Source organism: Pseudonocardia oceani, assembly GCF_019263585.2.
In the GTDB taxonomy this organism is placed as follows: Bacteria; Actinomycetota; Actinomycetes; order Mycobacteriales; family Pseudonocardiaceae; genus Pseudonocardia; species Pseudonocardia oceani.
The window spans coordinates 855,714-881,336 of record NZ_JADQDF010000001.1 but is presented as its reverse complement, the minus strand read 5'-3'; the positions used below and the strand labels follow the sequence as shown (position 1 = coordinate 881,336).

The following is a 25,623-nucleotide window of genomic DNA, read 5'->3' as shown; positions in this document are numbered from 1 at the left end:
GCCACGATGGGCGGCGTGAGCGACGCCGGACCCGTGCGCATCGCCCTGCTCGGCGCGTTCCGCGTGGTGGTCGGCGACCGGGAGGTGCCCGCCGACGGGTGGCCGGGCCGCCGCGCGGCCGAGCTGGTGGCGCTGCTCGCGCTCGCCGAGGGGCGCCGGCTGCAGCGCGAGCAGGTGGTCGAGGCGCTGTGGCCGCACCTCGCGCCGGAGGCGGGCGCGGCGAACCTGCGCAAGGCCGCCCACCAGGCCCGCCAGGTGCTGGGCCGGGAGGACGGCGTCGTGCTGGCCGGCGGGCGGGTCGCGCTGCTCCCGACCGCCGAGGTCGACCTCGACCGGTTCCTGCTGCTCGCCGGGCGGGCCGTCCGCTCCGGCGACGCCCGGGCCGCCGCGGACGCGGCCGACGCCTGCACCGGCGAGCTGCTGCCGGACCACCGCTACGAGGAGTGGGTGCAGGGCCCGCGCGAGCAGGTGCGCTCCCGGTACGTCGAGGTGCTGCGGCTCGCCGGGCGGTGGGCGCGGCTGGTGGAGGTCGAGCCCGCCGACGAGCACGCCCACCAGCAGCTGGTGCGGGAGGCGCTGCGCGCGGGCGACCGGCACGGGGCGATCCGCCGCTACGGGCGGCTGCGCACGGCCCTGCAGACCGAGCTGGGCGTGGCCCCGGGGCGGCGCAGCCGGGCGCTCTACGAGGAGTGCGTCGCCGGGCTCGGCCCGGCCGCGACCGCCTTCGTCGGGCGGCAGGTCGAGCTGGCGCGGGCCGGGGCGGCGCTGCGGGGCACCGGCGCCCTCGCCGTCCGCGGGCCGGGCGGGATCGGGAAGTCCGCGCTGTGCGGCGAGGTCGCCGAGTTGGCCGGGGCGGCGGACCGGCTCGTCGTCACCGTCACGGCCGCGGCGGGCGACGGGCCCTACGCGCCGCTCGCCGCCGCCGTCGAGGAGCTGGTGGGACGCGACCGCGCCCTGCTCGACGCCGTGCCCGCCGGTACCCGCGCGGTGCTCGCCGGGCTGACCCCGTCGGCCGGGTCGGGGCTGCCCGCCGAGACCGCCCTGCACCGGCACCGCATCGTCGGGGCGGTGCACCGGCTGCTCACCGCGGCCGCCCCGCCCGCGGGGGTCGTGCTCGTCGTCGACGACGTCCACCTCGCCGACGACGCCACGGCCGAGACCTGCGTGCAGGTCGCCCGGACCGGCGGCTCGCGGCCGCTGCTCGTGGTCCTGTCCTACCGCGCCGACGCCGCGCGGTCGGCGCTGGTGCGGGGCGTCGCGGGGCTGGAGCGGGCGGGGCGCTGCGCGGTCGTGGACCTCGGCCCGATGCCGCGGGCCGACGTCGAGGCGCTCGTCGTCGCCGGGGCGCCGCAGCGCCCGGGCCCGGCCGCGCTGGCCCGGATCGTGGACACCGCGCACGGCAACCCGTTCCTCGCGCTCGAGCTGGCCCGGGCCGGGGACGCGCCCGCGGTGCCCCGGTCGGTGTGGGAGACCGTCGCGGCCCGGTTCCTCGACCTCGACGAGCCCACCGCCGCGATGCTCCGACGCCTCGCCGTGGCGGGCGGCGACCTGGACCCCGGCGGCGTGCTGGCCCTCACCGGGCTGGCCGAGGTCGACGCGTTCGCGTTGCTGGACGCGGGGCTCGCGGCCGGTGCGCTGGTCGTCGACGACGGGCGCTACCGGTTCCGCCACGACCTCGTCCGCCGCGCGCTCGCCGAGCAGGTGCCCCCGCACCACCGGGTCGCGATGCACCGCGACACCGCGCGCCGGCTCGCGGGCGCCGGCGCCGAGCCGTCGCGCGTCGCCCGGCACTGGCTCGACGGCGACCGGCCCGGCGAGGCCGTGCCCTGGCTGCTCGCCGCCGCGGAGCGCGCCCACCGCCTCGGCGCCTTCGGCGACGCCCTGCGCCACGTCGACGCCCTGCTGGAGCACGAGCCGCGCCACGCCGACGCGCTCTGCCTGCGCGCGGAGGTGCTCGACGCGCTGGGCGACCTGCGCGCCCCCGCGGCCTACGGGCGGGCGGCCGACGCGGCGGGGGAGCCGGCCGCGCAGGAGATCCGCTCGAAGCAGGCGCTCGCGCAGGTCAAGCGCGGCGACCCGCCCGGCGCGCTGGTCACGCTGCGGGGTCTGGAGCCGGTCACCGTCGCGGGCCGGCTCGCGCACGCGCTGGCCTGGGCAGGGGCCGCGGTGCTCGGGTTCGCCGACCCGGCCACGGGCACCGCGAAGGCCGCCGAGAGCAGACGCCTCGCGCTGGAGTCGGGCGACGCCCCGTCGCTGGTCATCGCCTCCTGGGCGCAGGCCGCCGCCGCGCACGCCCGTGGTGAGCTGCGCGCGAGCGTCGTCGCCGACCTGCTGGAGACCGCGGCACTGCCCGAGCTCGCCACCAGCGTCTTCGACGGGCACCTGTGCATCAACCAGCGCCTGCTCTACGGCGCCCGGCCCTACGCCGACGTCCTCGCCTTCGCCGACGCGTTCGCCGCCGAGGCCGGGCGCCTCGGCGCGGCCCGCGGCCTCGCCTACGCCGTGACGTTGCGCGGGGAGGCGCTGCTGCTGTCCGGGCGGCTCGACGAGGCCGAGTCCGCGCTCGGCGAGGCGATCCGGCTGAGCCGGGCGAGCGGCGGGGCGGTGGGGGAGTCGCTGGCGCTGCAGCGCCGCGCCGAGATCGCCCTGCACCGGGGCGACGCCCGCGGCGCCGACCTCCTGCTCGACGAGGCGCTCGCCGTCGCCCGCGAGTCCGACGTCGGGTTCCACCTGCTCGACCGCATCTACGGCACCCGGATCGCCGCGGCGGCCGACCCCGGCGCCGCGCTGGCCGCCCTCGACGACGCCGAGGACTCCGTGCGCGGACCGCTGGAGACCTGCCCGGGCTGCCGCATCACCCTCGTCGTCCCGGGCGCGATCGCCGCGGCGCGCGGCGGCGACCTCGACCGCGCCGCCGAGTACGGGACGTCGGCGGAGTGGCTCGCCGGCGTCGTCATGCGGCTGCCGGGCTGGGACGCGGCGCTCGACGAGGTCCGCGGGCACCGGGCGCGCGCCGCGGGGGAGCCCGCGGCGGCGCACTTCGCGGCGGCGGCCGCCGCGTTCGGGGCGGCCGGGCAGCCGCTCGACGCGGCGCGCTGCGCGGCGCTGGCCGCCGCCCCCTGATCCAGCGTCCCATGATCAGGAACGTTCCAGGAACGCCCCCGCGGCAGGCTCCGCCGCACACCCGATCCACCGACCCGAGGAGCCCTCCGTGCAGACACTCACCCCCGACACCGTGCCCGTCGTCATCAAGGACGAGAACGTCGAGGTCCGCCTCACGCAGGTCGGCGAGATGACCGTCTCGTTCATCCGCCTCGCCGAGGGCACCGACCTCGGCCCGGCGCTCGTCGGCCTCCCCGGCGACACCTGCTCGTGCCCGCACTGGGGCTACATGCTGGAGGGGCGCCTGCTCATGCGCGTGCCCGGCGGCGACCGCACCTACTCCGCGGGCGAGGCCTTCTACTGGGCGCCCGGGCACGCGCCCTTCGCGCTCACCGACTGCGCCTACGTGGACTTCTCGCCGACCGCGGAGTTCGACACGGTGATCGCGCACCTCACCCGGGGCTGACGGTCAGCCGGGGCCGGCGGGTGGGCCGTCGGTCCCCACCAGCACCACGACCGCCGCCGCGCCGGGGCGCACGGTCGCGCGGGGGTCGGCGGCCAGCACCCGCAGGCCCGCCAGGGCCGCCGCGCCGCAGGGGCCCAGCGGGACCCCGGCGGCGCGGAGCTCGCTCATGGCGGCCCGCGCCTGGTCGTCGGTGACCGCCACCGCGGCGTCGAGCCGCTGCGCGACCACCGGCCAGGCCGTCGCGGAGACGGTGCCGCAGTTGAGCCCGGCCATGATCGTGGGCGCCGAGGTGTCGACGGTGACCGGCCGCCCGGCCGCGAGGGAGCGGCCCACGCAGTCCGCGCCGACCGGCTCGACCGCGAGCACCGCGGGCGGGCGCGAGCGGTGGTGCTGCAGCGCTGCCTGCAGCAGCGACCCGACGCCGGTGGGCACCACGACCAGGTCCGGTGCCGCGCCGAGGTGCTCGTCGACCTCGGCGAACAGCGTGCCGTAGCCGTCGACGACCCAGCCGGGGACGTCCTCGTAGCCGGGCCAGGAGGTGTCCTGGACCAGCACGTCGTCGCCGCGCACCGACTCCGCGGCGTGGCGCCCGACGTCGTCGTAGACCAGGTCCGTGGGGACGACCTCGCCTCCCTCGCCCGCGACGGCGTCGGCGACGGCCGGGTCGAGACCGCCCGGCAGGTGCACGCGCGCCCGCACCCCGAGCAGGCGCGCCATCCTCGCGAGCGCGCGGCCGTGGTTGCCGTCGGTGGCCGTGACCAGCGTCGTCGCCGTCCCGGCGGTGCGCCGGCGCAGCTCGTCGAGGGAGCGGGCCGGGCCGGGGTGCCCGGCCCGCGCGCTCAGCGCCCGGTTCACCGCCCACGAGGCGCCGAGGACCTTGAACGCCGGCAGCCCGAGCCGCTCGGACTCGTCCTTGACCCACACCTGCGCCACGCCCAGCCCCGCCGCCACGCCCGGCAGCGGCGTCAGCGGGGTGGGGCGGTAGCCGGGCAGGGTCGCGTGGAACTCCCGGGGGAGCACGGCCGGCTCGACCCCGGGTGCCAGCATGGGCCCCATGACGGTCCTCGACTCCCCGATCCCGCGCTTCCACCTGGCCGTCCCGGTCGACGACCTCGACGCCGCCCGCGCGTTCTACGGCGGCACCCTCGGACTGCGCCAGGGTCGCAGCTCCGACACCTGGGTCGACTGGGACCTGCACGGCCACCAGTTCGTCACCCACCTCGCCCCCGGCCGGAGCGAGCGCGTGCACAACCCCGTCGACGGGCACGACGTGCCGGTGCCGCACTTCGGGCTGGTGCTGACCGTGCCGCGGTTCCAGGAGCTCGCGCAGCGCCTGCGCGACGCCGGCACCGCGTTCGTCATCGAGCCCTACCTGCGCTTCGCCGGGGAGCCGGGGGAGCAGTGGACGATGTTCCTGCTCGACCCGGCCGGGAACGCGCTGGAGTTCAAGGCGTTCGCCGACGACGCGCAGGTGTTCGCGGTCTGAGCCGGCTCCGTCCCTCACGCCTCAGCGGCTCCGTGGCGAGGATCCTGCCCGGTGATCACCGCGCGCGCCTACCGTGGCCCCATGACGGGATGGGTGCGGCCCTGGGTGCAGGCGGTGGAGATCGCGGTGTCGGCACCGGTGGTGATCGGGATCAGGACGGTCGGGATGGTGCGGGGCGGGTGGCCGCCGAGCGCGAAGGCGCGCCGCGAGTACTCGCGGATGGTGCGGGAGAAGGCGGAGGGCTTCACGCGTGCGGCCGTCGTGGCGGTCACGACACCGCCGCGCGACACGGCCCGCTTCGCCGCGGCCGTCCTCGCACCGGTGCACCAGCGGGTGGTGGCGAACCGGAGGAGGCTGGGCGGATGGTGAGGCGCGTCCTGGTCACCGGCGCCGCGGGGAGCATCGGCACTGACCTGCGCCCCCGCCTCGCCCGGCCGGGCCGGGTGCTGCGGCTGATGGACCTCGTGCCGGTACCGGATCCCGGGCCGCGCGAGGAGGTCGTCACGGGGTCGGTCACCGACCGCGACGCCGTCGCGGCGGCCGTCGCGGGCGTCGACGCCGTCGTCCACCTGGCCGGGATCCCCGACGAGGCGCCCTGGGCGGACATCGTCGGGGCCAACGTCGACGGCACCCAGGCGGTGCTCGACGCCGCCGTCCGCGCCGGGGTCGGGCACGTCGTGCTGGCCTCGAGCAACCACGCCGCCGGCTTCCACACCCGCGGCGGCGACGGGCCGCTGCGCGCGACCGCGGAGCCCCGCCCGGACACCTTCTACGGCTGGAGCAGGGCGGCGGTCGAGGCGCTCGGGCGGCTCTACCACGACCGCAGCGGCACCCACGTCGTCTGCCTGCGCATCGGCTCGTGGTCGCAGCGCCCGCTCGACGTCCGGGCCCTGTCGACGTGGATCTCGCCCGACGACGGCGGACGGCTGGTCGAGGCGGCGCTGGCCGCGCGGGGGTTCCACACGGTGTGGGGGGTCTCGGCGAACACGCGCCGCTGGTGGTCGCTGGACGAGGGCGCGGCGCTGGGCTACCACCCGGTCGACGACGCCGAGGCGCACGCGGCCGACCTGCTCGGTGACGCCGACCTGCTCTGTGACGCCGACCTGCTCTGTGACGCCGACGGGCCCGACCTGACCGACCCCGTGCACCACCGCGTCGGCGGGGCGTTCACCGTGGTGTCGCTGGGGGAGCGGCTCGACCCCTGAGCCACCACCCCGTCCGGCGCCCCGTTCACCGGCGCGGCGGCACCGGGACCCGCACGAGGTCCTCGGCCACCACGACCTCGCCGCCGAACACCGCGGCGGCCTGCTCGCCGAAGCGTGCGGGGTCGGGGTAGCGCTGGGAGAAGTGGGTGAGCACGAGCCTGCGCACGCCGGCCCGTGCGGCCACCTCCCCGGCCTGGCCTGCCGTGAGGTGGCCGTAGGCCTGCGCCAGGTCGGCGTCCTCGTCGAGGAAGGTCGACTCGATCACCAGCAGGTCGACGCCCTCGGCCAGCGCGTGCACGCCGTCGCACAGGCGGGTGTCCATGACGAACGCGGCCTTCTGCCCCGGCCGCGGCTCGCTGACCTCGTCGAGCGTGACACCGCCGAGCGAGCCGGTGCGCTGCAGCTCGCGGACGGCGGGACCGCGGACGCCGGCGGCGGCGAGGCGGCCGGGCAGCATCCGGCGCCCGTCCGGCTCCACGAGGCGGTAGCCGTACGCCTCGACGCCGTGGTCGAGGCGGCGCACCTCGAGGTGCGGCTCGTCGGCGACCGGGCCGTCGGCGCTGATCGGGTGCTCGCGCACGTCGAGGACGTCGTGGAACGGGGTGGCGTGGCGCAGGCGGTCGAACCACTCCTGCCCCGACGCCGGGAAGTGCGCGTGCACGGGGTGCGCCACGCGGTCGAGCGAGAGCCGCTGCACGATCCCGGGCACGCCCAGGCAGTGGTCGCCGTGGAAGTGCGTCAGGCAGATGCGGGTGATCGCCGAGCTCGCGACGCCGGCCAGCAGCAGCTGGCGCTGGGTGCCCTCGCCGGGGTCGAACAGCAGGCCGTGGCCGTCCCAGCGGAGCAGGTAGCCGTTGTGGTTGCGCCGCCGCGTCGGGGCCTGGCTCGCGGTGCCGAGCACCACGAGCTCCCGGTCGGACACGGCCGCGACCCTACGCGCCGGCCCGGGCGGGAGGCCCGGACCGGCGCCGGGGCGTCAGGCGGCGGGGCGGGCCGCGGCGAAGCGCCGGGCGGCGTCGTCCCAGTTGACGACGTTCCACCAGGCCTTGACGTAGTCCGGCTTCACGTTCTTGTACTGCAGGTAGAAGGCGTGCTCCCACATGTCGAGCATGACGATCGGCACGACGCCGACCGGCACGTTCGCCTGCTGGTCCCACAGCTGCAGGATGTGCAGGCGCTGTCCGAGCGGGTCGTAGGCGAGCACGCCCCAGCCCGACCCCTGGATCGTGGTCGAGGCGGCGGTGAACTGGGCCTGGAAGGCGTCGAAGGACCCGAAGGTCTCGTCGATCGCGCTCGCCAGGTCGCCCGTGGGCTTGCCGCCGCCGTCGGGGGAGAGGTTCTTCCAGAACAGCGAGTGGTTGATGTGCCCGCCGAGGTTGAACGCGAGGGTCTTCTCCAGGCCGACGATCGCGCCGAAGTCGCCGCCCTCACGGGCCGCGGCGAGCTTGTCGATCGTCTCGTTGAGCGCGTTGACGTAGGTCTGGTGGTGCTTGGAGTGGTGCAGCTCCATGATCTCGCCCGCGATGTGCGGCGCGAGCGCGCCGTAATCGTAGGGGAGGTCGGGCAGCGAGTACCGGTCCACGTGCAGCTCCTTCTCTCGATCTTCCGGTGGTGCCATCATCTTGCTGTAGCCAACATTTCCCCGCAGCGGGGGCGGGATACCGTGCGTCCCGTGGTCGCGGCGGTGGTGTGGGACATGGACGGCACGCTCCTCGACTCGGTCGACGCCATCGCCGCGGCGTTCGCGACGGTCGCCGGCCGCCCGCCGATCCCGCCGGCCGAGGTCGAGCGCCTCTTCCGGTTACCCACACCGGCGGCGATCCTCACCGACCTGACCGGAACCGGCGCGGGCCCGGGCGAGGTCGACGCCTTCTACGCCGCGCTGGCCGTCGAGGCGGAGCGCGTCGAGCCCTACCCGGGCGTCCACGAGGTGCTGGCCGCGCTCGCCGGACGCGTCCCGACCGGGGTGTTCACCGGCTCGAACGCCGTCGCCACCGGCATCCTGCTGCGCGCGACCGGCCTGCACGACCTGCTCGACACCGTCGTCGCCGGCGACGACGTGACCCGCCGCAAGCCCCACCCCGACGGGCTGGAGCTCGCCTGCCGCCGCCTCGGCGTGCCGCCCGCCGCGGCGCTCTACGTCGGCGACACCGACAGCGACCTGACCACCGCCGTCAACGCCGGGGCGGTGCCGGTGGCGGCGGCGTGGGGGCACAACCACCGGCCCGGTGCGGTCGGGGCGGCGGTGTGCGCCCGCCCGGCCGACGTGCTGGCGCTGGTGGAGGCGGGCCCGGGCCGGCCGACTCGCGCCGCGCGCTCCTGATCAGCAGACTGCCCCGATGAGCCGCTTCTCCGCGACCACCGCGTCGGAGGCCGTCGTGGCCGCCGACCGCTCCCGGATCTGGGCGGTGCTGCGCGACCCCGTGCTGCTGCCGCAGCTGACCCCGCTGCTGAAGAAGATCGAGACCGACGGCGACCGGTGGCGGTGGCACCTCGTCGGGCTGTCGGTGCTCGGCGTCGGGATCAGCCCGGTGTTCACCGAGCAGATGGTGTTCGACGAGGGCGACGGCGACGGTCACCGCATCGACTACACCCACGCCCCGCCGCCCGGCACGCGCGAGAGCACGGGCGCGGAGGGCTGGTACGTCCTCACCGACGAGCCCGGTGGCGGCACCCGGCTCGCGATCAGCCTCGGCCTGAGCGTGGAGCTGCCGCTCCCGCGCCTCGCGGCCCCGGCCGTCACCGCCGTGATGAAGGAGACGATGCAGCGGATGGGCGACCGGTTCTCGGCCAACCTGCTGCGCCACCTCGGCGTCCCCGCCCGGTAGGTTGGGCCCTGTTCGGACGATGTGACGTGGACGGACCCCGCCCCGGCGGGGGTGGCGAGTCAGGGGTGTGCGGTGACCGGCCCCCTCGGCGCGCTCGACCGCCGGATCGTCGGCGCGCTGCAGGTCGACGGCCGCGCCGCCTGGGAGCGGATCGCCGCGGTGCTCGGCGAGCCCGAGGGCACCGTCGCGCGGCACGGGGCGGCGCTGCTGGGTGAGGGCGGCGTGCGGGTCGTCGGCGTCCCGGCGCCGGAGGCGGGCACGGTCGTGCACCTGCGGTGCGGGCCCGGCCAGGAGCGCGTGGCCGCCCTCGCGCTGGCCCGCCGGGGCGACACCCGCTGGGCGCACCTGCTCGCCGGCCCGGCCGGGGGCGTCGCGGAGATCCGCTGCCCGCCCGACCGGCTCGCGCGGCTCGTCGGCGACGAGCTGCCCCGCGTGCCCGGCCTCGTCGACGCCACCGTCGACACGGTCCTGCGCTACGTCCGCACCGAGGACGAGTGGCGCCCCGGCCTGCTGGCCACCGAGGAGTGCGACGCCCTGTCCGAGCACCTGCCCCCGCCCGGCGACGCGCCGTTCGGCGGGGCCAAGGAGCTGGGCCCGAGCGACCGGATGCTGCTCACCGCCCTGCAGTTCGACGCCCGCCGCGGTGACGAGGAGCTGGCCGAGGTCACCGGGCTGTCCCGCAGCGCGGTGCCGCGGCGCGTCGACCGGCTGCGCCGCGACGGCCGCCTGCGCATCCGCGTCGTCGTCGACCCGGCCCGGATCGGGTTCTCCCTGCGCGCCGTCGTGCGGGCGTCGGCGGCGCCGCGGGACGTGCCGGCCGTGGTGGCCGGGCTGCGCCGCGAACCGTGGGTGCTGCGCGCGTGCCGCGTCACCGGGGCCCTTCCGCTGCTAGCCGAGGTCGCGGTGCCCGGCGTCGACGCCCTGCACGACCTCACCACCGACGCCCCCTGGCTCGACCGCGTGACGGCCCTGGACACCGCGGTCGTCGTCGGCACGCTCAAGGACGGCGGCCTGTTCAGCCCGCCCGCCCCGCGCACGTCCTGGGACTGACCGCCCGCGGGGTGCCGCAGGGGACGATCCCGGGGCACTATCGGGCGATGCACGTGACTCTCACCGCCCAGGGCGCCGTCGTCGCCGACGCCGACGACTGCACCCGCCTGCACCTCGCGACCTCCCTGACCGGCCCGGCGCTGCGGGCCGCGCTGCGTGACACCGGCACCGGGGAGGTAGCCCCCGACGGCGCCGTCTGGCTCGACCTGGCAGTGCTCCGCTCCCGGGCCCAGATCGCCGCCACCGCCGAGGACTGGCCGGCGCGCTGGGACAAGATGGTCGGCTATGCGGAGAAGTCCGGGTGGCTCTCGGTCGACGGCCGGTCGGTGAAGGTGCACATCGAGGCCGCCTAAGTTCGGCGACCGGCCCTCGGACGGCCGACCGCGCGGCCCCACCCCGAGGTTCAGGAAAGCCACTTTCCTGCCCTCTGGTGGCAGGAACGTGGCTTTCCTGCAACTCCGAGCGCCCCGCCGACGCTCAGACCCCCGGGTGCACCACGTGGATCTCCGCCCACGACGCCCGCTCCGGCGGGGCGCCGGTGGGCACGCGGACCAGGCCGTCGGGCCCCGGTTCGGCCGTGTCCGGCAGGTTCGGAAGGCGGTCGCGCAGCCGGCCCAGCGCCGCCCGGTAGAACCGCAGCTGGGTGCGGCGACCGAACACGGCGAAGCCGACGCGGTAGAGCGGATTGCGGATCTCCGACTGCCGCGAGTACGCGTCGATCCGGAACTCCACCCGCCCGGTCTCCAGCTCCTTCGCCACCTCGTAGACCAGTTTCCCCTGCTCCAGGTGCCCGTCGAGAGTCTGGTACGCCCACCCGACGACCCGCTCCGGACCGTTCGGGCCCTCGCGCAGCTCGTCGAGCTCGGAGGTGATCCGCACGCCCATGAGGAAGCGGAAGTTCGCGAAGCGGCCCTGCAGCAGCATGTCGCGGCCCACGACGTCGGCGGGGTAGCGGTACACCGCGCGGAGCACGGCCGGGTCGGTGAACTCGTAGCCGTTCACCAGCTCCCCGGCGTCGTGGACGAGACCCTCGGGCTCGGGCTCGCCGGGCTGCTCGTAGCCGAGCTCGAGGGTCCAGCGGTCCTGGTGCCACCCGTGCGTGACGTGCGGCGGGGCCTGGCCCTCGTCGTAGTTGATGCGTCGGCGGCCGAGGTCCTCGACGATCGCGGGCAGGTCCGGGCCCCTCAGCGCGGGCCTCCGGTGATGATCATGGGAAGTGGGTACCCGTACCGACGTGTTCCTACTCGGTCGTCCCGCCCCCGGCTCCCGCCTCCAGTTCGTCGACCACGTCCTGCGCTGGCCGCTCGGGATCGTCAACGCGATGCGCCACCGTCTGCCCGGCGGCCCCGTCCTGCACCGCACCCAGATCGGGGGCGATGCGGGCGACCTGCCCGACCCGGTCCCGCACGCCCAACGCGACGACCGCATCCAGTTCGTCTCCGACGGCGTCGGCCCGCTGATGCACCGCAGCTACTCCATCGAGGTCGACGGCGCGGAGCGCACTGCGGATTCGGTGACGACCGAGCTGCGCCGCAACCCGAACTGCGTGGTGCCCGACGCCGCGGTCTTCGAGCGTCGCGACGGCTCCGACGGGCCGCTGTGCCTGGGCGACGAGTACATCGTCCGCATCCCGGCGCCGTGGAACGGTCCGGTCCGCGTGATCGACGTGACGCCGCGCTCGTTCCGCCTGGCCACGCTGTGGGGGCACCTGGAGGCGGGGCAGATCGAGTTCCGCTGCGAGCCGCTGCCCGGCGGCGCGCTGCGCTTCGTCATCGAGTCCTGGGCCCGGGCCGGCGACCGCGCGTCGCACCTGCTCTACAACCGGCTGCCGCTGGCCAAGGAGATCCAGCTGACGGTGTGGACGCGCACCTGCAGCGCCGTCGCCGACATGGTGGGCGGCACCGTGCGCGACGGCATCACGATCCTCACCCGCGTCGTCGAGGAGGACGTCGCGGCGCACCCGGGCCCCGGCGTCTGACCGGTTCTCACCCGGGGCGGTGCTGATCTCCGCGCTCGACATCGTCCTGGACCGGACGGTGGCCCCCGGCTACTCCCGCCTCGGCTACCTCGCCCGGTCCGCGGGGTGGTCCGGAGCGCAGGCCGACCCGGGGCCGGGCGCGCTCGCCGGGCGGACCGCACTGGTCACCGGTGGGGGAGGGGGCCTCGGGCTCGCCACCGTCGCCGGTCCGGCGCGGCTCGGGGCGGCGGTCCACCTCGTCGTGCGCGACGCCGGGCTGCTGCCGCCCGGGCGCCGGACCACCGCGCAGGACCACGAGCTGACACCGGCCACGCACGTGCTCGGCCCGCACCTGCTCACCCGGCTGCTCGCCGGGCCGCTCGGCGAGCGCGGCGGGCGGGTCCTGTGGGTCGCCTCGGGCGGGATGTACGCCCAGCGCCTGCGGTTCGACGAGCCCGATCCCTACGACGGGACCACCGCCTACGCCCGCACGAAGCGGATGCAGGTCGTGCTGTCCGGGCTGTGGGCGCACGAGCTGCGCGGCCGCGTCGACGCCCACGCCGTGCACCCGGGCTGGGCCGACACCCCGGGCCCGGCGAGCTCGCTGCCCGGGTTCGGGCGGCTGCTCGGGCCGCTGCTGCGCACCGCCGAGCAGGGCGCCGACACCGCGGTGTGGCTCGCGGCCGCGCCCGCCGACGTCGCCGGGACGGGGCGGTTCTGGCACGACCGCCGCCCGCGCCCGGAGCACTACGTGCCCTGGACGCGGGAGATCGCGGCCGACCGCGCGGAGCTATGGGCCCGCGCGGAGTCCCTCACCAGCTGAGCAGCAGCTCCTCGGGCCCGCGGATGGTGGTCATCACGTCCCCGAGGAGTAAGCGGTCGCTTACTGAAAACGCTGAGCATCGGGGGTGGGTCCGTCGAGCAGGACCCGGGCCGCGCGCAGGACGTGGGCGACGGCCTGCCGGTCGCCGCCCGCGCCGATCTCGGCGCGGACCTGGCCGAGCCCGAGCAGCCACGCGAGCAGCAGGGTGGCGCGCAGGTCGGCCTCGGCGGGGTCGTCGGTGCGGGCCTGCGCCGCGAACGCCGCGCGGTAGGCCGCGCCGAGCTCGGTGCGCACCGTCTCGGCCGGCGTGCCGCCCGAGCGCAGGACGGCGTGGAACATCGCACCGTCGGGAGCGTCGGCGAACACGGCGGTGACCAGGCGCTCCAGCAGTGTCTCCGGCGGGCCGTCGGACAGCGGCGCGAGCGCCTGCGCGGTGACCGCCTCGGCGAACAGCGACTCCTTGTTGCCGAAGTAGCGGAACAGCAGCGCCTGGTTGACGCCGGCGCGCTCGGCGACGCCGCGCACCGTCGTCCGCTCGTACCCGTGCTCGGCGAACAGGGTGCGCGCGGCGGCCAGCAGGGCACCGCGGGTGGCGGCCGAGTCGCGGGGGCGCGGGACGGTGGTCATCGTCGCTTCCTCTCCGGCGGGATCGGGCGATCAGACCACATCGGGCACGCGTGTGGTGGGCGGCGCCGCGGGGTACGCCCCGGCATGCCCGACTACGACGACCAGTCCGACGCCCCCGACCTGGGAGCGTCGGTGCAGCTCGAGAACAGCGAGACGATGGAGGGCCCGCCCGGGGAGGACCCGCTCGACGCCGGGTACGTGCCCCCGGACCGCCCCTACGCCCTCGACGACGACCGCACCGAGACCATGGACGACCGGATCGCCGCGGAGCTCCCCGAGGAGGTCGTCGACGCGCAGGCCGACCGCGCCGGGCGGCTGACCAACGACGACGCCGACGACATGGACGCCGTCGACGTGGGCATCGACGGCGGTGCCGCGTCCGCGGAGGAGGCGGCCGTGCACGACGTCGACGTCGACACGCGCGTCGACGGCGAGCCGTCCGTCGCCGCCGACCCGGAGCTCCTCGACCCCGAGGTGGAGGCCGAGATCGACGGCTCCGACGACGCGACCGCCCGCTGGGACGCGGGCCGGGACCTCGCCGACACCCTCGACCAGGCGGTCGACGGCGCCGCCGCCGGGGCGTCGGGACGCACGGACGCGGGGCCCGTGCCGGGCCTGTGAGCAGGTCGCCGTGACAGGCGCGCGGTCCGCGGGGACAGTGGTGACATGACGACAGCGGGGGGATGACGATGCACCGGCCGGGTCCGCTGTGGTGGCTCTGGTACGCCATGGGCGGGGGACTCCCGGAGCGCTACCGCGACTGGGTGCTGCACGACGTCACGACGAGGACGTGGGCGCTGCGGCAGATGCTGCGCTCGATCGTGCAGCTGGTGCCGATCGGGGTGCTGCTGGTGCTGCTGGTGCCCGGGGAGCTGTGGGTCCGGCTGGTGGCCGTGCTCGGCGGGGCGGCGGTGGGGATGATCTACGCGGCCTCGTTCGTCCACCTGACGACCGAGCACCGGTCGGTCAAGGCCGGCTGGGCGCGGGGCCAGGCCGAGGCGGTCCGGGAGAGGCGCACGGCCCCCCAACGGGAGGCGGCGGCGCGGCGGTACGAGGAGCGGTACCGCTGATGCCGGCTGCTGCGGCGGGTGCGGGTTACTACTCGGCGCCCGCGGTGAGCTTGGCGATCTCCACGTCCAGGTCCATCCGGCCGCCCTCGTCACCGAACGCAACCAGCTCGGCGGTGGTCTCGACGAAGTGGCGCAGCAGGTCGCGGTCGACCTCGAGGACGGCGCGGCCGTCGGTGGAGCGGATCTCGATCTCGACGATGTCGTAGCCCTGGACGACCTGCGGGCTCATGCGGATGTCGCCCTCGCCGGCGGCCTCGTCGAGCGCCTCGCGGACCAGGTCGCGGGCGACCAGCCACTCGACCCAGCGGTCCGCCCTGGTCCGGACGGCGAGGATGACGGCGAAGGGGTCGGTCGCGGAGTAGCTCCAGCGCGTCACGACGGGCGCCGGCTGGCCGTGGAGAACGGTGAACATGTCCTGCGAGACCGTGTCGACGGTGTCCATGATCGCCCCTGTGGTTCGGGTGCCCGCCGCTGCTGCGACGGTGTCATGAGGAGAATCGCCGCAGGTGCCGCCGGCGCATCACTTCGGGCCGCTGTTCACCCGAACAAGTGAGGTCGTCGCGGTCGGTCACGACCCGGCCCCCCGTCCGGACGGTCAGGCGGCTTCGTCAGCGGTGACGACCCAGATGCCGCCCTCGCCGGCGCGGCCGGGCTGGGCCACGGTCAGCACGCGGCGGGTCCCGTCCGGGCCGGTCACGTCGATGGTGCCCTCCCCGGCCGTCACCGTCGCGTCGTCCCAGCCGTAGGCCGCGGCGACGTAGGAGCGGGCCAGCTCGGCGGGGTCGAGCAGCCAGGGCTGCGCCCCGTCGTCGACGCTCTCCTGCAGGCCGACCGACTCCGCGGCGCTGCGGGCGGGCCAGGGAACGGCGACGGCCGGCGGGACCGCCGGTCCGGCGGAGGCGGGGCCGCTCGGGGCCGGCGGGGCCGGGTCGACGGCGGCGGTGGGGGAGCCGGTGGGGGAGCCGCAGCCGGCCAGCAGGACGCAGGCGGTCGCGGTCGTCACCAGGAGGCGGCGCAGGGTCATCGGCGGACGCTATCCGGGCCGCGCCGCCCCGGGCCGCCACGGCGGGCGGCGCGTCGGGGTGGGAGGAGGGGGCAGCGGGTGCCGGGGCGGATCACTAGGGTTCGCCGGGAGCACGAGCGGCGACATACGAGGTGGAGACAGATGACGGGGTCGGTCCAGAACCCATCGGCGGAGGCCTTCTACGCGGCGCGGGCGTTCCTGCAGGAGCACCGCCTCGACTACGACACGGCGCTGCGCGACTTCGCCTGGCCCGAGATCGACGAGTTCAACTTCGCGCTCGACCACATCGACGCGGTCGCGGCCGACGCCGAGCGCGGCGCGAAGCGGGCGCTGTGGATCGTCGAGGGCGACGGGTCCGAGGCGCACTGGACTTATCGGGAACTGTCCGAGCGCTCCAACCGGGTCGCCAACTGGCTGCGCGGGCTAGGCGTCGCACGCGGCGACCGGATCATCCTCATGCTCGGCAACCAGGTCGAGCTGTGGGAGACGATGCTCGCCGCGATGAAGCTCGGCGCGGTCGTCATCCCGGCGACGACGCTGCTCACGGCGTCCGACCTGCGCGACCGCCTGGACCGCGGTGGCGCGAGGCACGTCGTGGTCGGCGGCACCGACGCGGGCAAGTTCGACGACGTCGAGGGCGAGTACACGAAGATCGCCGTCCGCGGCGCCCCCGAGGGCTGGCTCGACTACGCCGACGCCGACGACGCCCCCGCGGAGTTCACGCCCGACGGCGTGACCAGGGGCTCGGACACGCTGCTGCTGTACTTCACCTCCGGCACCACGGCGAAGCCCAAGCTCGTCGAGCACACCCACGCCAGCTACCCCGTCGGGCACCTGTCCACGATGTACTGGATCGGTCTCGAGCCCGGCGACGTCCACCTCAACATCTCCTCGCCCGGCTGGGCCAAGCACGCGTGGAGCAACGTCTTCGCGCCGTGGATCGCCGAGTCGTGCGTGCTCGTCATGAACTACGCGAAGTTCGACGCGGCGTCGGTGCTGGCGGTGCTCGACCGCTGCGGCGTCGACAGCTTCTGCGCCCCGCCGACGGTGTGGCGCATGCTCATCCAGGCCGACCTCTCGGGCCTGAAGACGCCGCCGCAGAAGGTCGTCGGCGCGGGGGAGCCGCTCAACCCCGAGGTCATCGAGCAGATCGAGAAGGCGTGGGGCGTCCGGATCCGTGACGGCTTCGGGCAGACCGAGTCGACCGTGCAGATCGGCAACCCGCCCGGCCAGACCGTCAAGCCGGGCTCGATGGGCCGCCCGATCCCGGGCTACCCGATCGTCCTGGTCGACCCGGCCACCGGCGAGAAGGGCGTCACCGAGGGCGAGATCTGCATCGACCTCGACCAGCGCCCGCTGGGCCTCATGGTCGGCTACCACGGCGACCCCGAGCGCAACGCCGAGGCGATGGCCGGTGGCGTCTACCACACCGGTGACGTCGGCTCGCGCGACGAGGACGGCTACATCACCTACGTCGGGCGCGCCGACGACGTGTTCAAGGCCTCGGACTACCGGATCTCGCCCTTCGAGCTGGAGAGCGTGCTCATCGAGCACCCGGCGGTGGCGGAGGCGGCGATCGTGCCGTCGCCCGACTCCGTGCGGCTCGCCGTCCCGAAGGCCTACGTCGTGCTGGCCGCGGGCTACGAGCCCTCCGAGGAGACGGCGCGCTCGATCCTGCAGTTCGCCCGCGACAACCTCGCCCCCTACAAGCGGATCCGGCGCCTGGAGTTCTTCGACCTGCCCAAGACGATCTCGGGCAAGATCCGCCGCGTGGAGCTGCGGGGCCGCGAGGGCGAGCTGCACGCCCAGGACGGCGCCACCCCGCCCGGAGAGTTCACCCTCTAGTACGTGATCTTGGGAGGCCGTGGCGCGTCGGTCCCGCCAGAATGGGTACGACTCCATTGGACCGGGACCGGGCGCGGCGCGAAATGCCGCGGGCGTCCGGCTCCCGGACGCGACGAGGGGGACCCGTGGACGCCACGCAGAAGTCCGGCCTGGCCGGCGAGATGGCCGCGATGCCGCAGGTGTGGCGACGGCTGCTCGCCGCCCACGTGCCCGACCGGCTGGGGCGCTGCACGTCGTGCCGGCACTCCAGCGGGTCGGGCGCGAAGTGGCCCTGCAACCTGCACCGCGTCGCCGCCGAGGCGGAGCGGCTCTACGACCTGCAGCTCGGTCAGGCGGTCGGCGCGGAGTAGTGCCCGGGCCAGTCCCGGAAGGGGATGCGCGTGATCTCGCGCAGCTCGCCGACGGTCGACCACTCGTCGCGCCCGAGGCGGGCCAGCGGGGCGAGCCCGGCGATGGTGGGCAGGCCGCCGTCGTGGGGGTCGCCGTCGAACACGTCGGTGCGGACCGAGGCGTGCACGACGCGCCCGATCACGACCGTCGAGTCGCCCAGCGTCAGCGCCTGCTCGAGGCGGCACTCCAGCGCCACCGGTGACTCGGCGACCCGCGGCGGCGCCACCAGCTCGCTCGGCTCGGCCGTCAGCCCCACCCGGGCGAACTCGCTGACGCCGGCCGGGAAGTCGGTGCCCGTCGCGTTGACCTGCTCGAACAACGGCTCCGTCGCCAGGCAGACGACGAACTCGCCGGTCTCGCGCGCGTTGGTCAGCGAGTCCTTCACCCCGACGCTGGTGAACTGGACCATCGGCGGGTCGACGCAGGAGACGGTGAAGAACGAGTGCGGGGCGAGGTTGTCGACGCCCGTGGCCGAGCGCGTGCTGACCCAGGCGATCGGGCGGGGCACGACCACGGAGGTGAGCAGGCGGTAGAAGCCGCGGACGCCGAGGCCGGCCGGGTCGAGATCGGTGCGCATGGCCCGATCCTGCCCCGCGGGTGATCGTCGCGCCCGTTCCGACGTAGGTTCGCGGGCGTGAGAACGCGCGCAGCCGGGCTGCTCCTCGGGGCGCTGGCCGACGCCCTGCTCGGCGACCCCCGCCACCTCCACCCGGTCGCCGGCTTCGGCGTGGTCGCGGCGGCGGTGGAGCGGCGGACGTACGCCGACCGGCGGGCGTCGGGCGTCGGGCACACGGCGGTGCTCGTCGGCGGCGCCGTGGGACTCGGGGTCGTCGCGGAGCGGGCGGGGCGGCGGCACCCGGTGCTCGGCGTCGCGCTCACCGCGCTGGCGACGTGGACGGTGCTCGGCGGCTCCTCGCTGGCGGCGCACGGGGCGGGGCTCGCGGGTGAACTCGCCGAGGACGACCTGGCGGCGGCGCGGCGGCGGCTGCCGTCGCTGTGCGGGCGCGACCCGGCGTCGCTGGACGCGGCGGGGATGGCGCGGGCGGGCGTGGAGTCGCTGGCGGAGAACACCTCCGACGCCGTGGTGGCTCCGCTCTTCTGGGGCGCGGTGGCCGGGGTGCCGGGGCTGCTGGGGTACCGGGCGGTGAACACGCTCGACGCGATGGTGGGCTACCGGTCGCCCCGGTACGAGAGGTTCGGCTGGGCCTCGGCCCGCCTCGACGACGTCGCCAACCTCCTGCCGGCCCGGCTCTGCGCGGCGCTGTGCGTGGCGCTGGCCCCGGCCGTCGGCGGCTCCCCGGCGGCCGCGTTCGCCGCGTGGCGCCGGGACGCGGGCGCCCACCCCTCCCCGAACGCCGGTCCGGTGGAGGCGGCCGCCGCCGGGGCGCTGGGCGTGGGGCTCGGGGGGCGGACGGTGTACGCCCACGGGGTCGAGGAGCGCCCGCGCCTGGGGGACGGCCCCGCCCCCGCCCCGGCCGACCTCCACCGCGCCGCCCGCCTCTCCCGGCTGGTGGGTGCGGGGGCGGCGGTGCTGGCGGTGCTGGCCGCCCGCTGACCCGGCGCAGTCGAACTCGGGGCCGGGTCAGCGGGGGAGGGGCACCTCGTCGTCCTCGCCCGACAGCGCCCGGCGCAGGGCCGAGCGGTCGGGCCGGCCCCGCCGCTGCAGCAGTTCGAGGCGGATGAAGTAGCCCAGGGCCAGCAGGGCGATCACCCCGAAGGTGATCCACTGCAGCGCGTAGGACAGGTTCGTGAACGGTGCGCCGCCCGCCACCGGCGCCACCGGCAGAGGGCTCAGGACGCCGGGCTGGTCGGCCGCGAGCTGCAGCCAGCCCGGTTCCAGGGCGAGTCCGGTGGCCGAGGCGAGCAGGCGGGAGTCGGCGACGTAGAGCTGCCGGAATCCGGCCTCGTCGAGCACGCGGCCCTCGGGATCGGTCTGGTCCAGGCGCAGGCGGCCGGTGAGGGTCACCTCACCCGTGGGCGGGGCGGCGACGTCGGGCGTGACCGCGCCGCTGGAGGTCTCGACCGTGCCGCGGTCGACGGTCAGCAGCCGCCCGTCGGACGTGCGGAACGGTGTCAGCACCTCGACGGCCGGGCGCCCGGCGACGACCCGCAGGCGCACGAGGCCCTGGTCGTCGGGCAGGTAGGTGCCGGTGACCTCGACCTGGCGCCACTCGACGTCCGGAGTCACCCCGGCACCGGGCTCCACCAGCTGCGCCAGCGGCACCGGCGGGGTGGTGTTCGCGGCGTCGATCGCCTGCTGCTGCGCCTCCCGCTGGGCCTCGCGGCCGAACTGCCAGGGCGCGAGCAGCGTGTAGCAGGCCACCACGAAGCCGAGTACCACGGCGATGAGGGCGAGCCAGCCCGGACGCAGGAGGAACCGCACGCCCTTACGGTAGTCGGCGTGCGCGGAGGACTGCTGGTGGCCGGGACGACCTCCGACGCGGGCAAGAGCGCGCTCGTCGCCGGCATCTGCCGGATGCTGGCCCGGCGGGGGGTGCGGGTGGCGCCGTTCAAGGCGCAGAACATGAGCAACAACTCGGTCGTGACGCCCGACGGCGGCGAGATCGGCCGCGCGCAGGCCATGCAGGCCCACGCGTGCGGCCTCGCCCCCAGCACGGCGTTCAACCCGGTGCTGCTCAAGCCGGGCAGCGACCGCAGCTCGCAGGTCGTGGTGCTCGGCCGCGTCGACGGCACGGTCAGCGCCCGCTCCTACTACGAGCGGAAGTCGGCGCTGCTCGACGTCGTCGTCGACACCCTGGCGGGCCTGCGCGCCCAGTACGACGTGGTGGTCTGCGAGGGCGCCGGCTCGCCCGCGGAGATCAACCTGCGCGCCTCCGACATCGCCAACATGGGGCTCGCGCAGGCCGCCGACCTGCCGGTGGTCGTCGTCGGCGACATCGACCGCGGCGGCGTGCTGGCCCACCTCTTCGGCACCCTCGCCGTCCTCGACCCCGCCGACCAGGCCCGCATCGCCGGGTTCGTGATCAACAAGTTCCGTGGCGACCCCGGCCTGCTCGCCCCGGGCCTCGACCAGCTCCGCGCGCTCACCGGACGCCCGACGCTCGGGGTCGTCCCGTGGGCCGACGGGCTGTGGCTCGACGCCGAGGACTCCCTCTCGGTCGTCTCCGACGGCGTCCTGGGCCGCCCCGCCCCGCCGCACGGCGACGTGTGGCTGAACGTGGCCGTCGTCCGGCTGCCGCGGATCTCCAACGCCACCGACGCCGAGGCGCTGGCGTGCGAGCCCGGCGTCGCCGTGCGGTACGTCACCGAGCCCTCGCGCCTGGCCGGCGCCGATCTCGTCGTGCTCCCCGGCTCGAAGGCCACCGTCGCCGACCTCGCCTGGCTGCGCCGCACCGGCCTCGCCGACGCCGTGCTCGCCCACGCCCGCGCCGGGCGCCCGGTGCTCGGGATCTGCGGCGGCTACCAGATGCTGGGGCGGACGATCGCCGACCCGCACGGGGTCGAGTCGGGCGGCGCGGAGGGCCTGGGCCTGCTCGACCTGGAGATCGTGTTCGACGTCGACAAGCACCTCGCCACCCCGCACGGCACGGCGTGGGGCGAGCCCGTGAGCGGCTACGAGATCCACCACGGGCGCGTGGTCCGCTCGGGCGACCCGGGGCTCGTCGGCGACGAGGGCTCCGAGACCGACCGCGTCTGGGGCACGCACTGGCACGGCCTGCTGGAGAACGACGGGTTCCGGCGGCGGCTGCTCGAGCGCGTCGGACGTCCGGGGTTCGTCGTGGCGTCCGGCACCTGCTTCGCCGACGAGCGCGAGCGCCAGCTCGATCTGCTCGGCGACCTCGTCGAGCAGCACCTCGACATCGGCTCACTTGAACATGTGATCAGTCACGGAGCGGCGCGGGACCTCCCGGTCGTGACCACCGGTCTGGCAGTGTCCCCCTCGTGACTGTCGTGCAGTTCCCGTTCTCCGCCGTCGTCGGCCACGACGACCTCCGCCTGGCCCTGCTGCTCAACGCCGTGCACCCCGGCGTCGGCGGCGTGCTGGTGCGCGGGGAGAAGGGCACCGCCAAGTCGACGGCCGTGCGCGCGCTGGCCGCGCTGCTCCCGGCGCTGACGGTGGTCCCGGGCTGCCGCTTCGGCTGCGACCCCGCCTCGCCCGACCCCGGCTGCCCGGACGGTCCGCACACGGGCGCGGTGGGGGAGTCGCGCCCGGCGCGGCTGGTGGAGCTGCCTGTCGGCGCCACCGAGGACCGGCTCGTGGGCTCGCTCGACCTGGAGCGCGCGCTGAGCGAGGGCGTCCGCGCGTACCAGCCCGGCCTGCTCGCCGACGCCCACCGCGGCGTGCTCTACGTCGACGAGGTCAACCTGCTCCACGACCACCTCGTCGACCTCCTGCTCGACGCCGCCGCCATGGGCCGCGCGCACGTCGAGCGCGACGGGGTGTCGGTCTCGCACGCCGCGCGGTTCCTGCTGGTCGGCACCATGAACCCGGAGGAGGGGGAGCTGCGCCCGCAGCTGCTCGACCGCTTCGGCCTCGCCGTCGAGGTGCGCGCCGCGCGCGACGTCGACACCCGCGTCGAGGTCGTGCGCCGGCGGATGGGCTTCGACGCCGACCCGTCCGCCTTCGCCGCCCGCTACGCCGACGACGAGCGCGCGACGGCCGAGCGGATCGCCGCCGCCCGCGGGCGCGTCGGCGCGGTCGTCCTGCCCGACGCGGAGCTGCGCCGGATCGCGTCGGTCTGCGCGGCGTTCGACGTCGACGGGATGCGCGCCGACCTCGTCATCGCCCGCGCCGCCGTGGCGCACGCGGCGTGGCGGGGGGCGGGGGCCGTCACCGAGCAGGACGTGCGGGTGGCCGCCCGGCTCGCGCTGCCGCACCGCCGCCGCCGCGACCCCTTCGACGAGCCCGGCATGGACGACGGCGCCCTCGACGACGCGCTGCGCGAGGCGGCGGAGCACGAGGGCCCCGACGACGACGGCCCGGGTGGCGGTGGCGACGGCGGTGGCGGAAGCCCCGACCCCGACCCCGCGAACGGCCCGTCCACCCGGCCCGATGACGCGAACGGCCCGTTCGACCAGGAGGGGGAGGAGGCGGACGCGGCCCCCGCCCCGGCCTCCGGCAGCGCCGACAGCAGCGCCGACGGCGCGCAGCCTCCCTCCCACCCCCGGGCGAACGGGCCGTCCGACCAGCCCGACCGCGCGAACGGCCCGTTCGGCCAAGACGGGGAGGGTGACGTGGCCCCCGCCCCCACCGGCACCTTCCGCGCCCGCCGCCTCGAGGTGCCGGGCCTGGGCGAGGGCGCCCCCGGCCGCCGCAGCCGCGCCCGCACCGACGCGGGCCGGGTGGTCCGCGCCGCCGCCGACGTCCCGCGCCGCGCCGCCGACGTCCACCTGGCCGCCTCGATCACCGCCGCCGCCCCGCACCAGCGGGCCCGCGGCCGCAGCGGTCCCGCGCTGGTCCTGCGCCACGACGACCTGCGCGCCACCGTCCGCGAGGGCCGCGAGGGCAACCTCGTGCTGTTCGCCGTCGACGCCTCGGGCTCGATGGCCGCCCGCGCCCGCATGTCGGCGGTGTCCGGTGCGGTCCTGTCGCTGCTGCGCGACGCCTACCAGCGCCGCGACAAGGTCGGCCTCGTGACGTTCCGCGCCCGTGGCGCCGAGCTCGTGTTGCCGCCGACGTCGAGCGTGCCCGCGGCGCAGGCGCGCATGGCGTCGATGCGCACCGGGGGCCGCACCCCGCTCGCCGACGGCCTGCTCCGCGCCCGCGAGGTCCTGCGCGTCGAGCGGCTGCGCGACCCCCACCGCCGCGCCCTGCTCGTCCTGCTCACCGACGGGCGGGCGACGGTCGGGCGGACGGTCGGCAGGCCGGGCGCCGCGCAGGTGGGCGACCCGGTGGCCGACGCGTGCCGCGCCGCGGCCCTGCTCGCCGCCGACGGCGTCGCGACGGTGGTCGTGGACTGCGAGTCCGGACCGGTCCGCCTCGGCCTCGCCGCGCGCGTCGCCGCGGCCGCGGGCGGGGAGATCGTGACCATCGGGGCGCTGTCGGCCGACGGCGTCACCGGCGTCGTCCGCGCCGCCCGGGCGGCCTGACGGCCGCTCGTGAGCGGCAACCGTGGCCAGGGCCACGATCGCCGCTCACGGGCCCGACGAAGGAGGGCATGACATGCCGCAGGGACAGGTCGAGACCGTGCCCGACGACGGGCTCACCACCCGCCAGCGCCGCAACCGGCCGCTCGTCGTCGTGCACACGGGCACGATGAAGGGCAAGTCGACGGCCGCGTTCGGGCTGGCGCTGCGCGGCTGGGCGCAGGGCTGGTCGATCGGGGTGTTCCAGTTCGTGAAGTCGGCGAAGTGGAAGGTCGGCGAGGAGGCCGCGTTCCGCGCGCTGGGCCGGGTGCACGAGCAGACCGGCGAGGGCGGGCCGGTGGAGTGGCACAAGATGGGCGAGGGCTGGTCCTGGGTGCGCAAACCCGGCACCGAGGAGGACCACGCCGCCGCCGCGCGGGAGGGCTGGGCGGAGATCCGGCGGCGGATCGAGACGCAGACCCACGAGGTCTACGTCCTCGACGAGTTCACCTACCCGCTGAAGTGGGGCTGGGTCGACGTCGCGGAGGTCGTGGAGGTGCTGGCCGCGAGGCAGGGGCGCCAGCACGTCATCATCACCGGGAGGGATGCGGCCCCGGAGCTGGTTGCGGCCGCCGACCTCGTGATGCAGACGGGCAAGGTCAAGCATCCGATGGACGCCGGCCAGAAGGGCCAGCGGGGGATCGAGTGGTGATGGGGACTGGTGACATGGAGCAGGTCAGGCTGGGCGTCACCGGGCTGCGGGTCTCGCGGATCTGCCTCGGGATGATGAGCTTCGGCACGCCGGAGTGGCGCGAGTGGGTCCTCGACCTCGACGCCTCGCGCCCGCTCGTGCGCGCCGCGGTCGAGGCCGGGATCACGTTCTTCGACACGGCCGACATGTACTCGGACGGCGCCAGCGAGGAGGTCACCGGCGCGCTGCTGCGCGAGCTGTTCGCGCGCCGCGACGACTACGTGCTCGCGTCCAAGGTCTTCATGCCCGTGGGCCAGGGCCCCAACGACCGTGGTCTGTCGCGCAAGCACGTCATGGCGGGCATCGACGCCTCGCTGCGCCGCCTGGGCACCGACCACCTCGACCTCTACCAGATCCACCGGTGGGACCCCCACACGCCGATCGAGGAGACGATGGAGGCGCTGCACGACGTCGTGCGCGCCGGGAAGGCCCGCTACATCGGGGCGTCGAGCATGTACGCCTGGCAGTTCGCGAAGGCGCAGCACGTCGCCGACGCCCACGGCTGGACGCGGTTCGTCTCGATGCAGGACCACTACAACCTCGTGTACCGCGAGGAGGAGCGGGAGATGCACCCGCTGTGCCTCGACCAGGGCGTCGGGGTCATCCCGTGGAGCCCGCTCGCGCGCGGCCGCCTCACCCGCCTGCCCGAGCAGCACACCACGGTCCGCGCCGGGAGCGACCCGATCGCCGACCGCATGTACGGCGAGGCCGACGACGCCGTGGTGCGCGCGGTGGCCGAGGTCGCGAAGGCGCGCGACCTGCCGATGGCGCAGGTGGCGCTGGCGTGGATGCTGCACAAGCCGGTGATCAGCGCGCCGATCGTCGGGGCGACGAAGCTGCGCCACATCGAGGACGCCGTGGCCGCGGTCGACGTCGAGCTCACCGACGACGAGATCGCCGCGCTCGAGGCGCCCTACGTCCCGCACCCGGTGCTCGGCCACGCGTGACGGGCCCCTTCTCGTGACGGGCCCC

Annotated in this window: 29 protein-coding genes; 20 read left to right on the top strand and 9 right to left on the bottom strand. The window is 76.1% G+C overall.

All coding sequences use genetic code 11. The annotated features are described in order from the left end of the window. Positions 1–15 precede the first annotated feature (15 nt). Positions 16–3,123, top strand: coding sequence for an AAA family ATPase (locus I4I82_RS04380; protein ID WP_218595251.1), 3,108 nt, complete (start codon positions 16–18; stop codon positions 3,121–3,123). An 88-nt stretch (positions 3,124–3,211) separates the two neighbouring features. Beyond that, positions 3,212–3,568 (top strand): cupin domain-containing protein, encoded by a 357-nt coding sequence (locus I4I82_RS04375; protein ID WP_218591511.1) that lies wholly within the window; start codon positions 3,212–3,214, stop codon positions 3,566–3,568. A gap of 3 nt (positions 3,569–3,571) precedes the next feature. On the opposite strand, the gene I4I82_RS04370 is transcribed toward I4I82_RS04375, so the two are convergent. Then, positions 3,572–4,615 (bottom strand): pyridoxal-phosphate dependent enzyme, encoded by a 1,044-nt coding sequence (locus I4I82_RS04370; RefSeq protein ID WP_218595250.1) that lies wholly within the window; start codon positions 4,613–4,615, stop codon positions 3,572–3,574. Between the two features lie 7 nt (positions 4,616–4,622). Here I4I82_RS04370 and I4I82_RS04365 point away from each other — a divergent pair, with 7 nt between their 5' ends. The 3 genes from I4I82_RS04365 (at position 4,623) to I4I82_RS04355 (ending at position 6,259) form a co-directional block, all read left to right on the top strand. Next, entirely contained in the window at positions 4,623–5,054 is a 432-nt protein-coding gene (locus I4I82_RS04365) for a VOC family protein (protein WP_218591509.1), read from the top strand. Between the two features lie 81 nt (positions 5,055–5,135). Continuing rightward, positions 5,136–5,423 (top strand): hypothetical protein, encoded by a 288-nt coding sequence (locus I4I82_RS04360; protein WP_218591508.1) that lies wholly within the window; start codon positions 5,136–5,138, stop codon positions 5,421–5,423. Continuing rightward, positions 5,417–6,259, top strand: a complete 843-nt coding sequence (locus tag I4I82_RS04355; RefSeq protein ID WP_218595249.1) for an NAD-dependent epimerase/dehydratase family protein — start codon at positions 5,417–5,419, stop codon at positions 6,257–6,259. Before I4I82_RS04360 ends, I4I82_RS04355 begins: the two co-directional genes overlap by 7 nt. A 25-nt stretch (positions 6,260–6,284) precedes the next feature. Here I4I82_RS04355 and I4I82_RS04350 read toward each other — a convergent pair whose 3' ends face one another. Together I4I82_RS04350 and I4I82_RS04345 are read right to left on the bottom strand one after the other, a co-directional pair. Beyond that, on the bottom strand, positions 6,285–7,181 hold the full coding sequence (locus tag I4I82_RS04350; RefSeq protein WP_218591506.1) for a ribonuclease Z: 897 nt from the start codon (positions 7,179–7,181) through the stop codon (positions 6,285–6,287). A 54-nt stretch (positions 7,182–7,235) separates the two neighbouring features. Beyond that, complete coding sequence (locus I4I82_RS04345) at positions 7,236–7,841, bottom strand: superoxide dismutase (RefSeq protein ID WP_218595248.1); 606 nt, start codon at positions 7,839–7,841, stop codon at positions 7,236–7,238. 90 nt (positions 7,842–7,931) lie between these two features. Here I4I82_RS04345 and I4I82_RS04340 point away from each other — a divergent pair, with 90 nt between their 5' ends. The 4 genes from I4I82_RS04340 (at position 7,932) to I4I82_RS04325 (ending at position 10,490) form a co-directional block, all read left to right on the top strand. Then, the gene (locus tag I4I82_RS04340; RefSeq protein WP_218595247.1) at positions 7,932–8,582 is read left to right on the top strand and encodes an HAD family hydrolase; all 651 of its coding nucleotides are present in this window, start codon (positions 7,932–7,934) and stop codon (positions 8,580–8,582) included. A 16-nt stretch (positions 8,583–8,598) separates the two neighbouring features. Beyond that, a complete protein-coding gene (locus I4I82_RS04335; protein ID WP_218591503.1) occupies positions 8,599–9,087 on the top strand; it encodes an SRPBCC family protein in 489 nt (162 codons plus the stop codon). Positions 9,088–9,159: 72 nt separating this feature from the next. Then, on the top strand, positions 9,160–10,137 hold the full coding sequence (locus I4I82_RS04330; protein ID WP_218595246.1) for an Lrp/AsnC family transcriptional regulator: 978 nt from the start codon (positions 9,160–9,162) through the stop codon (positions 10,135–10,137). Positions 10,138–10,184: 47 nt separating this feature from the next. After that, positions 10,185–10,490: a hypothetical protein gene (locus I4I82_RS04325; RefSeq protein WP_218591501.1), complete on the top strand. Its 306-nt coding sequence runs from the start codon at positions 10,185–10,187 to the stop codon at positions 10,488–10,490. Positions 10,491–10,614: 124 nt separating this feature from the next. Here the strand turns inward: I4I82_RS04325 and I4I82_RS04320 are convergent, their stop codons facing one another. Next, positions 10,615–11,454 (bottom strand): DUF1990 family protein, encoded by an 840-nt coding sequence (locus tag I4I82_RS04320; RefSeq protein ID WP_218591500.1) that lies wholly within the window; start codon positions 11,452–11,454, stop codon positions 10,615–10,617. Between the two features lie 4 nt (positions 11,455–11,458). Here I4I82_RS04320 and I4I82_RS04315 point away from each other — a divergent pair, with 4 nt between their 5' ends. Then, the gene (locus tag I4I82_RS04315; RefSeq protein ID WP_218591499.1) at positions 11,459–12,115 is read left to right on the top strand and encodes a DUF1990 family protein; all 657 of its coding nucleotides are present in this window, start codon (positions 11,459–11,461) and stop codon (positions 12,113–12,115) included. Between the two features lie 19 nt (positions 12,116–12,134). Beyond that, the gene (locus I4I82_RS04310) at positions 12,135–12,917 is read left to right on the top strand and encodes a Rossmann-fold NAD(P)-binding domain-containing protein (RefSeq protein ID WP_308112764.1); all 783 of its coding nucleotides are present in this window, start codon (positions 12,135–12,137) and stop codon (positions 12,915–12,917) included. 60 nt (positions 12,918–12,977) lie between these two features. Here I4I82_RS04310 and I4I82_RS04305 read toward each other — a convergent pair whose 3' ends face one another. Then, a complete protein-coding gene (locus I4I82_RS04305) occupies positions 12,978–13,544 on the bottom strand; it encodes a TetR/AcrR family transcriptional regulator (RefSeq protein ID WP_218591498.1) in 567 nt (188 codons plus the stop codon). Between the two features lie 84 nt (positions 13,545–13,628). On the opposite strand from I4I82_RS04305, the gene I4I82_RS04300 reads away from it, so the two are divergent. Together I4I82_RS04300 and I4I82_RS04295 are read left to right on the top strand one after the other, a co-directional pair. Continuing rightward, the gene (locus tag I4I82_RS04300; protein WP_218595245.1) at positions 13,629–14,165 is read left to right on the top strand and encodes a DUF5709 domain-containing protein; all 537 of its coding nucleotides are present in this window, start codon (positions 13,629–13,631) and stop codon (positions 14,163–14,165) included. A 62-nt stretch (positions 14,166–14,227) separates the two neighbouring features. Beyond that, positions 14,228–14,614, top strand: coding sequence for a DUF5313 family protein (locus I4I82_RS04295; RefSeq protein WP_225920503.1), 387 nt, complete (start codon positions 14,228–14,230; stop codon positions 14,612–14,614). Positions 14,615–14,642: 28 nt separating this feature from the next. Here the strand turns inward: I4I82_RS04295 and I4I82_RS04290 are convergent, their stop codons facing one another. Next, positions 14,643–15,056 carry an SsgA family sporulation/cell division regulator gene (locus tag I4I82_RS04290; protein WP_172160312.1) on the bottom strand — a complete coding sequence of 138 codons (414 nt, stop codon included), beginning with the start codon at positions 15,054–15,056 and terminating at the stop codon, positions 14,643–14,645. 153 nt (positions 15,057–15,209) lie between these two features. Then, positions 15,210–15,638, bottom strand: a complete 429-nt coding sequence (locus I4I82_RS04285; RefSeq protein ID WP_218595244.1) for a hypothetical protein — start codon at positions 15,636–15,638, stop codon at positions 15,210–15,212. Between the two features lie 141 nt (positions 15,639–15,779). Between I4I82_RS04285 and I4I82_RS04280 the strand changes: the two genes are divergently transcribed. Both I4I82_RS04280 and I4I82_RS04275 read left to right on the top strand, forming a co-directional pair. Next, a complete protein-coding gene (locus I4I82_RS04280) occupies positions 15,780–17,483 on the top strand; it encodes an AMP-binding protein (RefSeq protein ID WP_218594638.1) in 1,704 nt (567 codons plus the stop codon). A 125-nt stretch (positions 17,484–17,608) separates the two neighbouring features. Then, positions 17,609–17,833, top strand: coding sequence for a hypothetical protein (locus tag I4I82_RS04275; protein WP_218594637.1), 225 nt, complete (start codon positions 17,609–17,611; stop codon positions 17,831–17,833). On the opposite strand, the gene I4I82_RS04270 is transcribed toward I4I82_RS04275, so the two are convergent. Beyond that, positions 17,812–18,450, bottom strand: coding sequence for a flavin reductase family protein (locus tag I4I82_RS04270; protein WP_218594636.1), 639 nt, complete (start codon positions 18,448–18,450; stop codon positions 17,812–17,814). The genes I4I82_RS04275 and I4I82_RS04270 overlap by 22 nt on opposite strands. 57 nt (positions 18,451–18,507) lie before the next feature. Between I4I82_RS04270 and I4I82_RS04265 the strand changes: the two genes are divergently transcribed. Next, positions 18,508–19,428: a cobalamin biosynthesis protein gene (locus tag I4I82_RS04265; protein ID WP_218595243.1), complete on the top strand. Its 921-nt coding sequence runs from the start codon at positions 18,508–18,510 to the stop codon at positions 19,426–19,428. Between the two features lie 27 nt (positions 19,429–19,455). Here I4I82_RS04265 and I4I82_RS04260 read toward each other — a convergent pair whose 3' ends face one another. Beyond that, positions 19,456–20,256, bottom strand: coding sequence for an SURF1 family cytochrome oxidase biogenesis protein (locus I4I82_RS04260; protein ID WP_218594538.1), 801 nt, complete (start codon positions 20,254–20,256; stop codon positions 19,456–19,458). An 18-nt stretch (positions 20,257–20,274) separates the two neighbouring features. Here I4I82_RS04260 and I4I82_RS04255 point away from each other — a divergent pair, with 18 nt between their 5' ends. From I4I82_RS04255 to I4I82_RS04240, 4 genes are all read left to right on the top strand, one after another. After that, positions 20,275–21,780, top strand: a complete 1,506-nt coding sequence (locus I4I82_RS04255; RefSeq protein ID WP_218595242.1) for a cobyric acid synthase — start codon at positions 20,275–20,277, stop codon at positions 21,778–21,780. Beyond that, a complete protein-coding gene (locus I4I82_RS04250; RefSeq protein WP_218595241.1) occupies positions 21,777–23,924 on the top strand; it encodes a putative cobaltochelatase in 2,148 nt (715 codons plus the stop codon). Before I4I82_RS04255 ends, I4I82_RS04250 begins: the two co-directional genes overlap by 4 nt. Before the next feature lie 73 nt (positions 23,925–23,997). Next, positions 23,998–24,612, top strand: coding sequence for a cob(I)yrinic acid a,c-diamide adenosyltransferase (gene cobO, locus I4I82_RS04245; RefSeq protein WP_218593863.1), 615 nt, complete (start codon positions 23,998–24,000; stop codon positions 24,610–24,612). 14 nt (positions 24,613–24,626) lie between these two features. Next, positions 24,627–25,598: an aldo/keto reductase gene (locus I4I82_RS04240; protein WP_218595240.1), complete on the top strand. Its 972-nt coding sequence runs from the start codon at positions 24,627–24,629 to the stop codon at positions 25,596–25,598. The last annotated feature ends 25 nt before the right edge of the window (positions 25,599–25,623 follow it).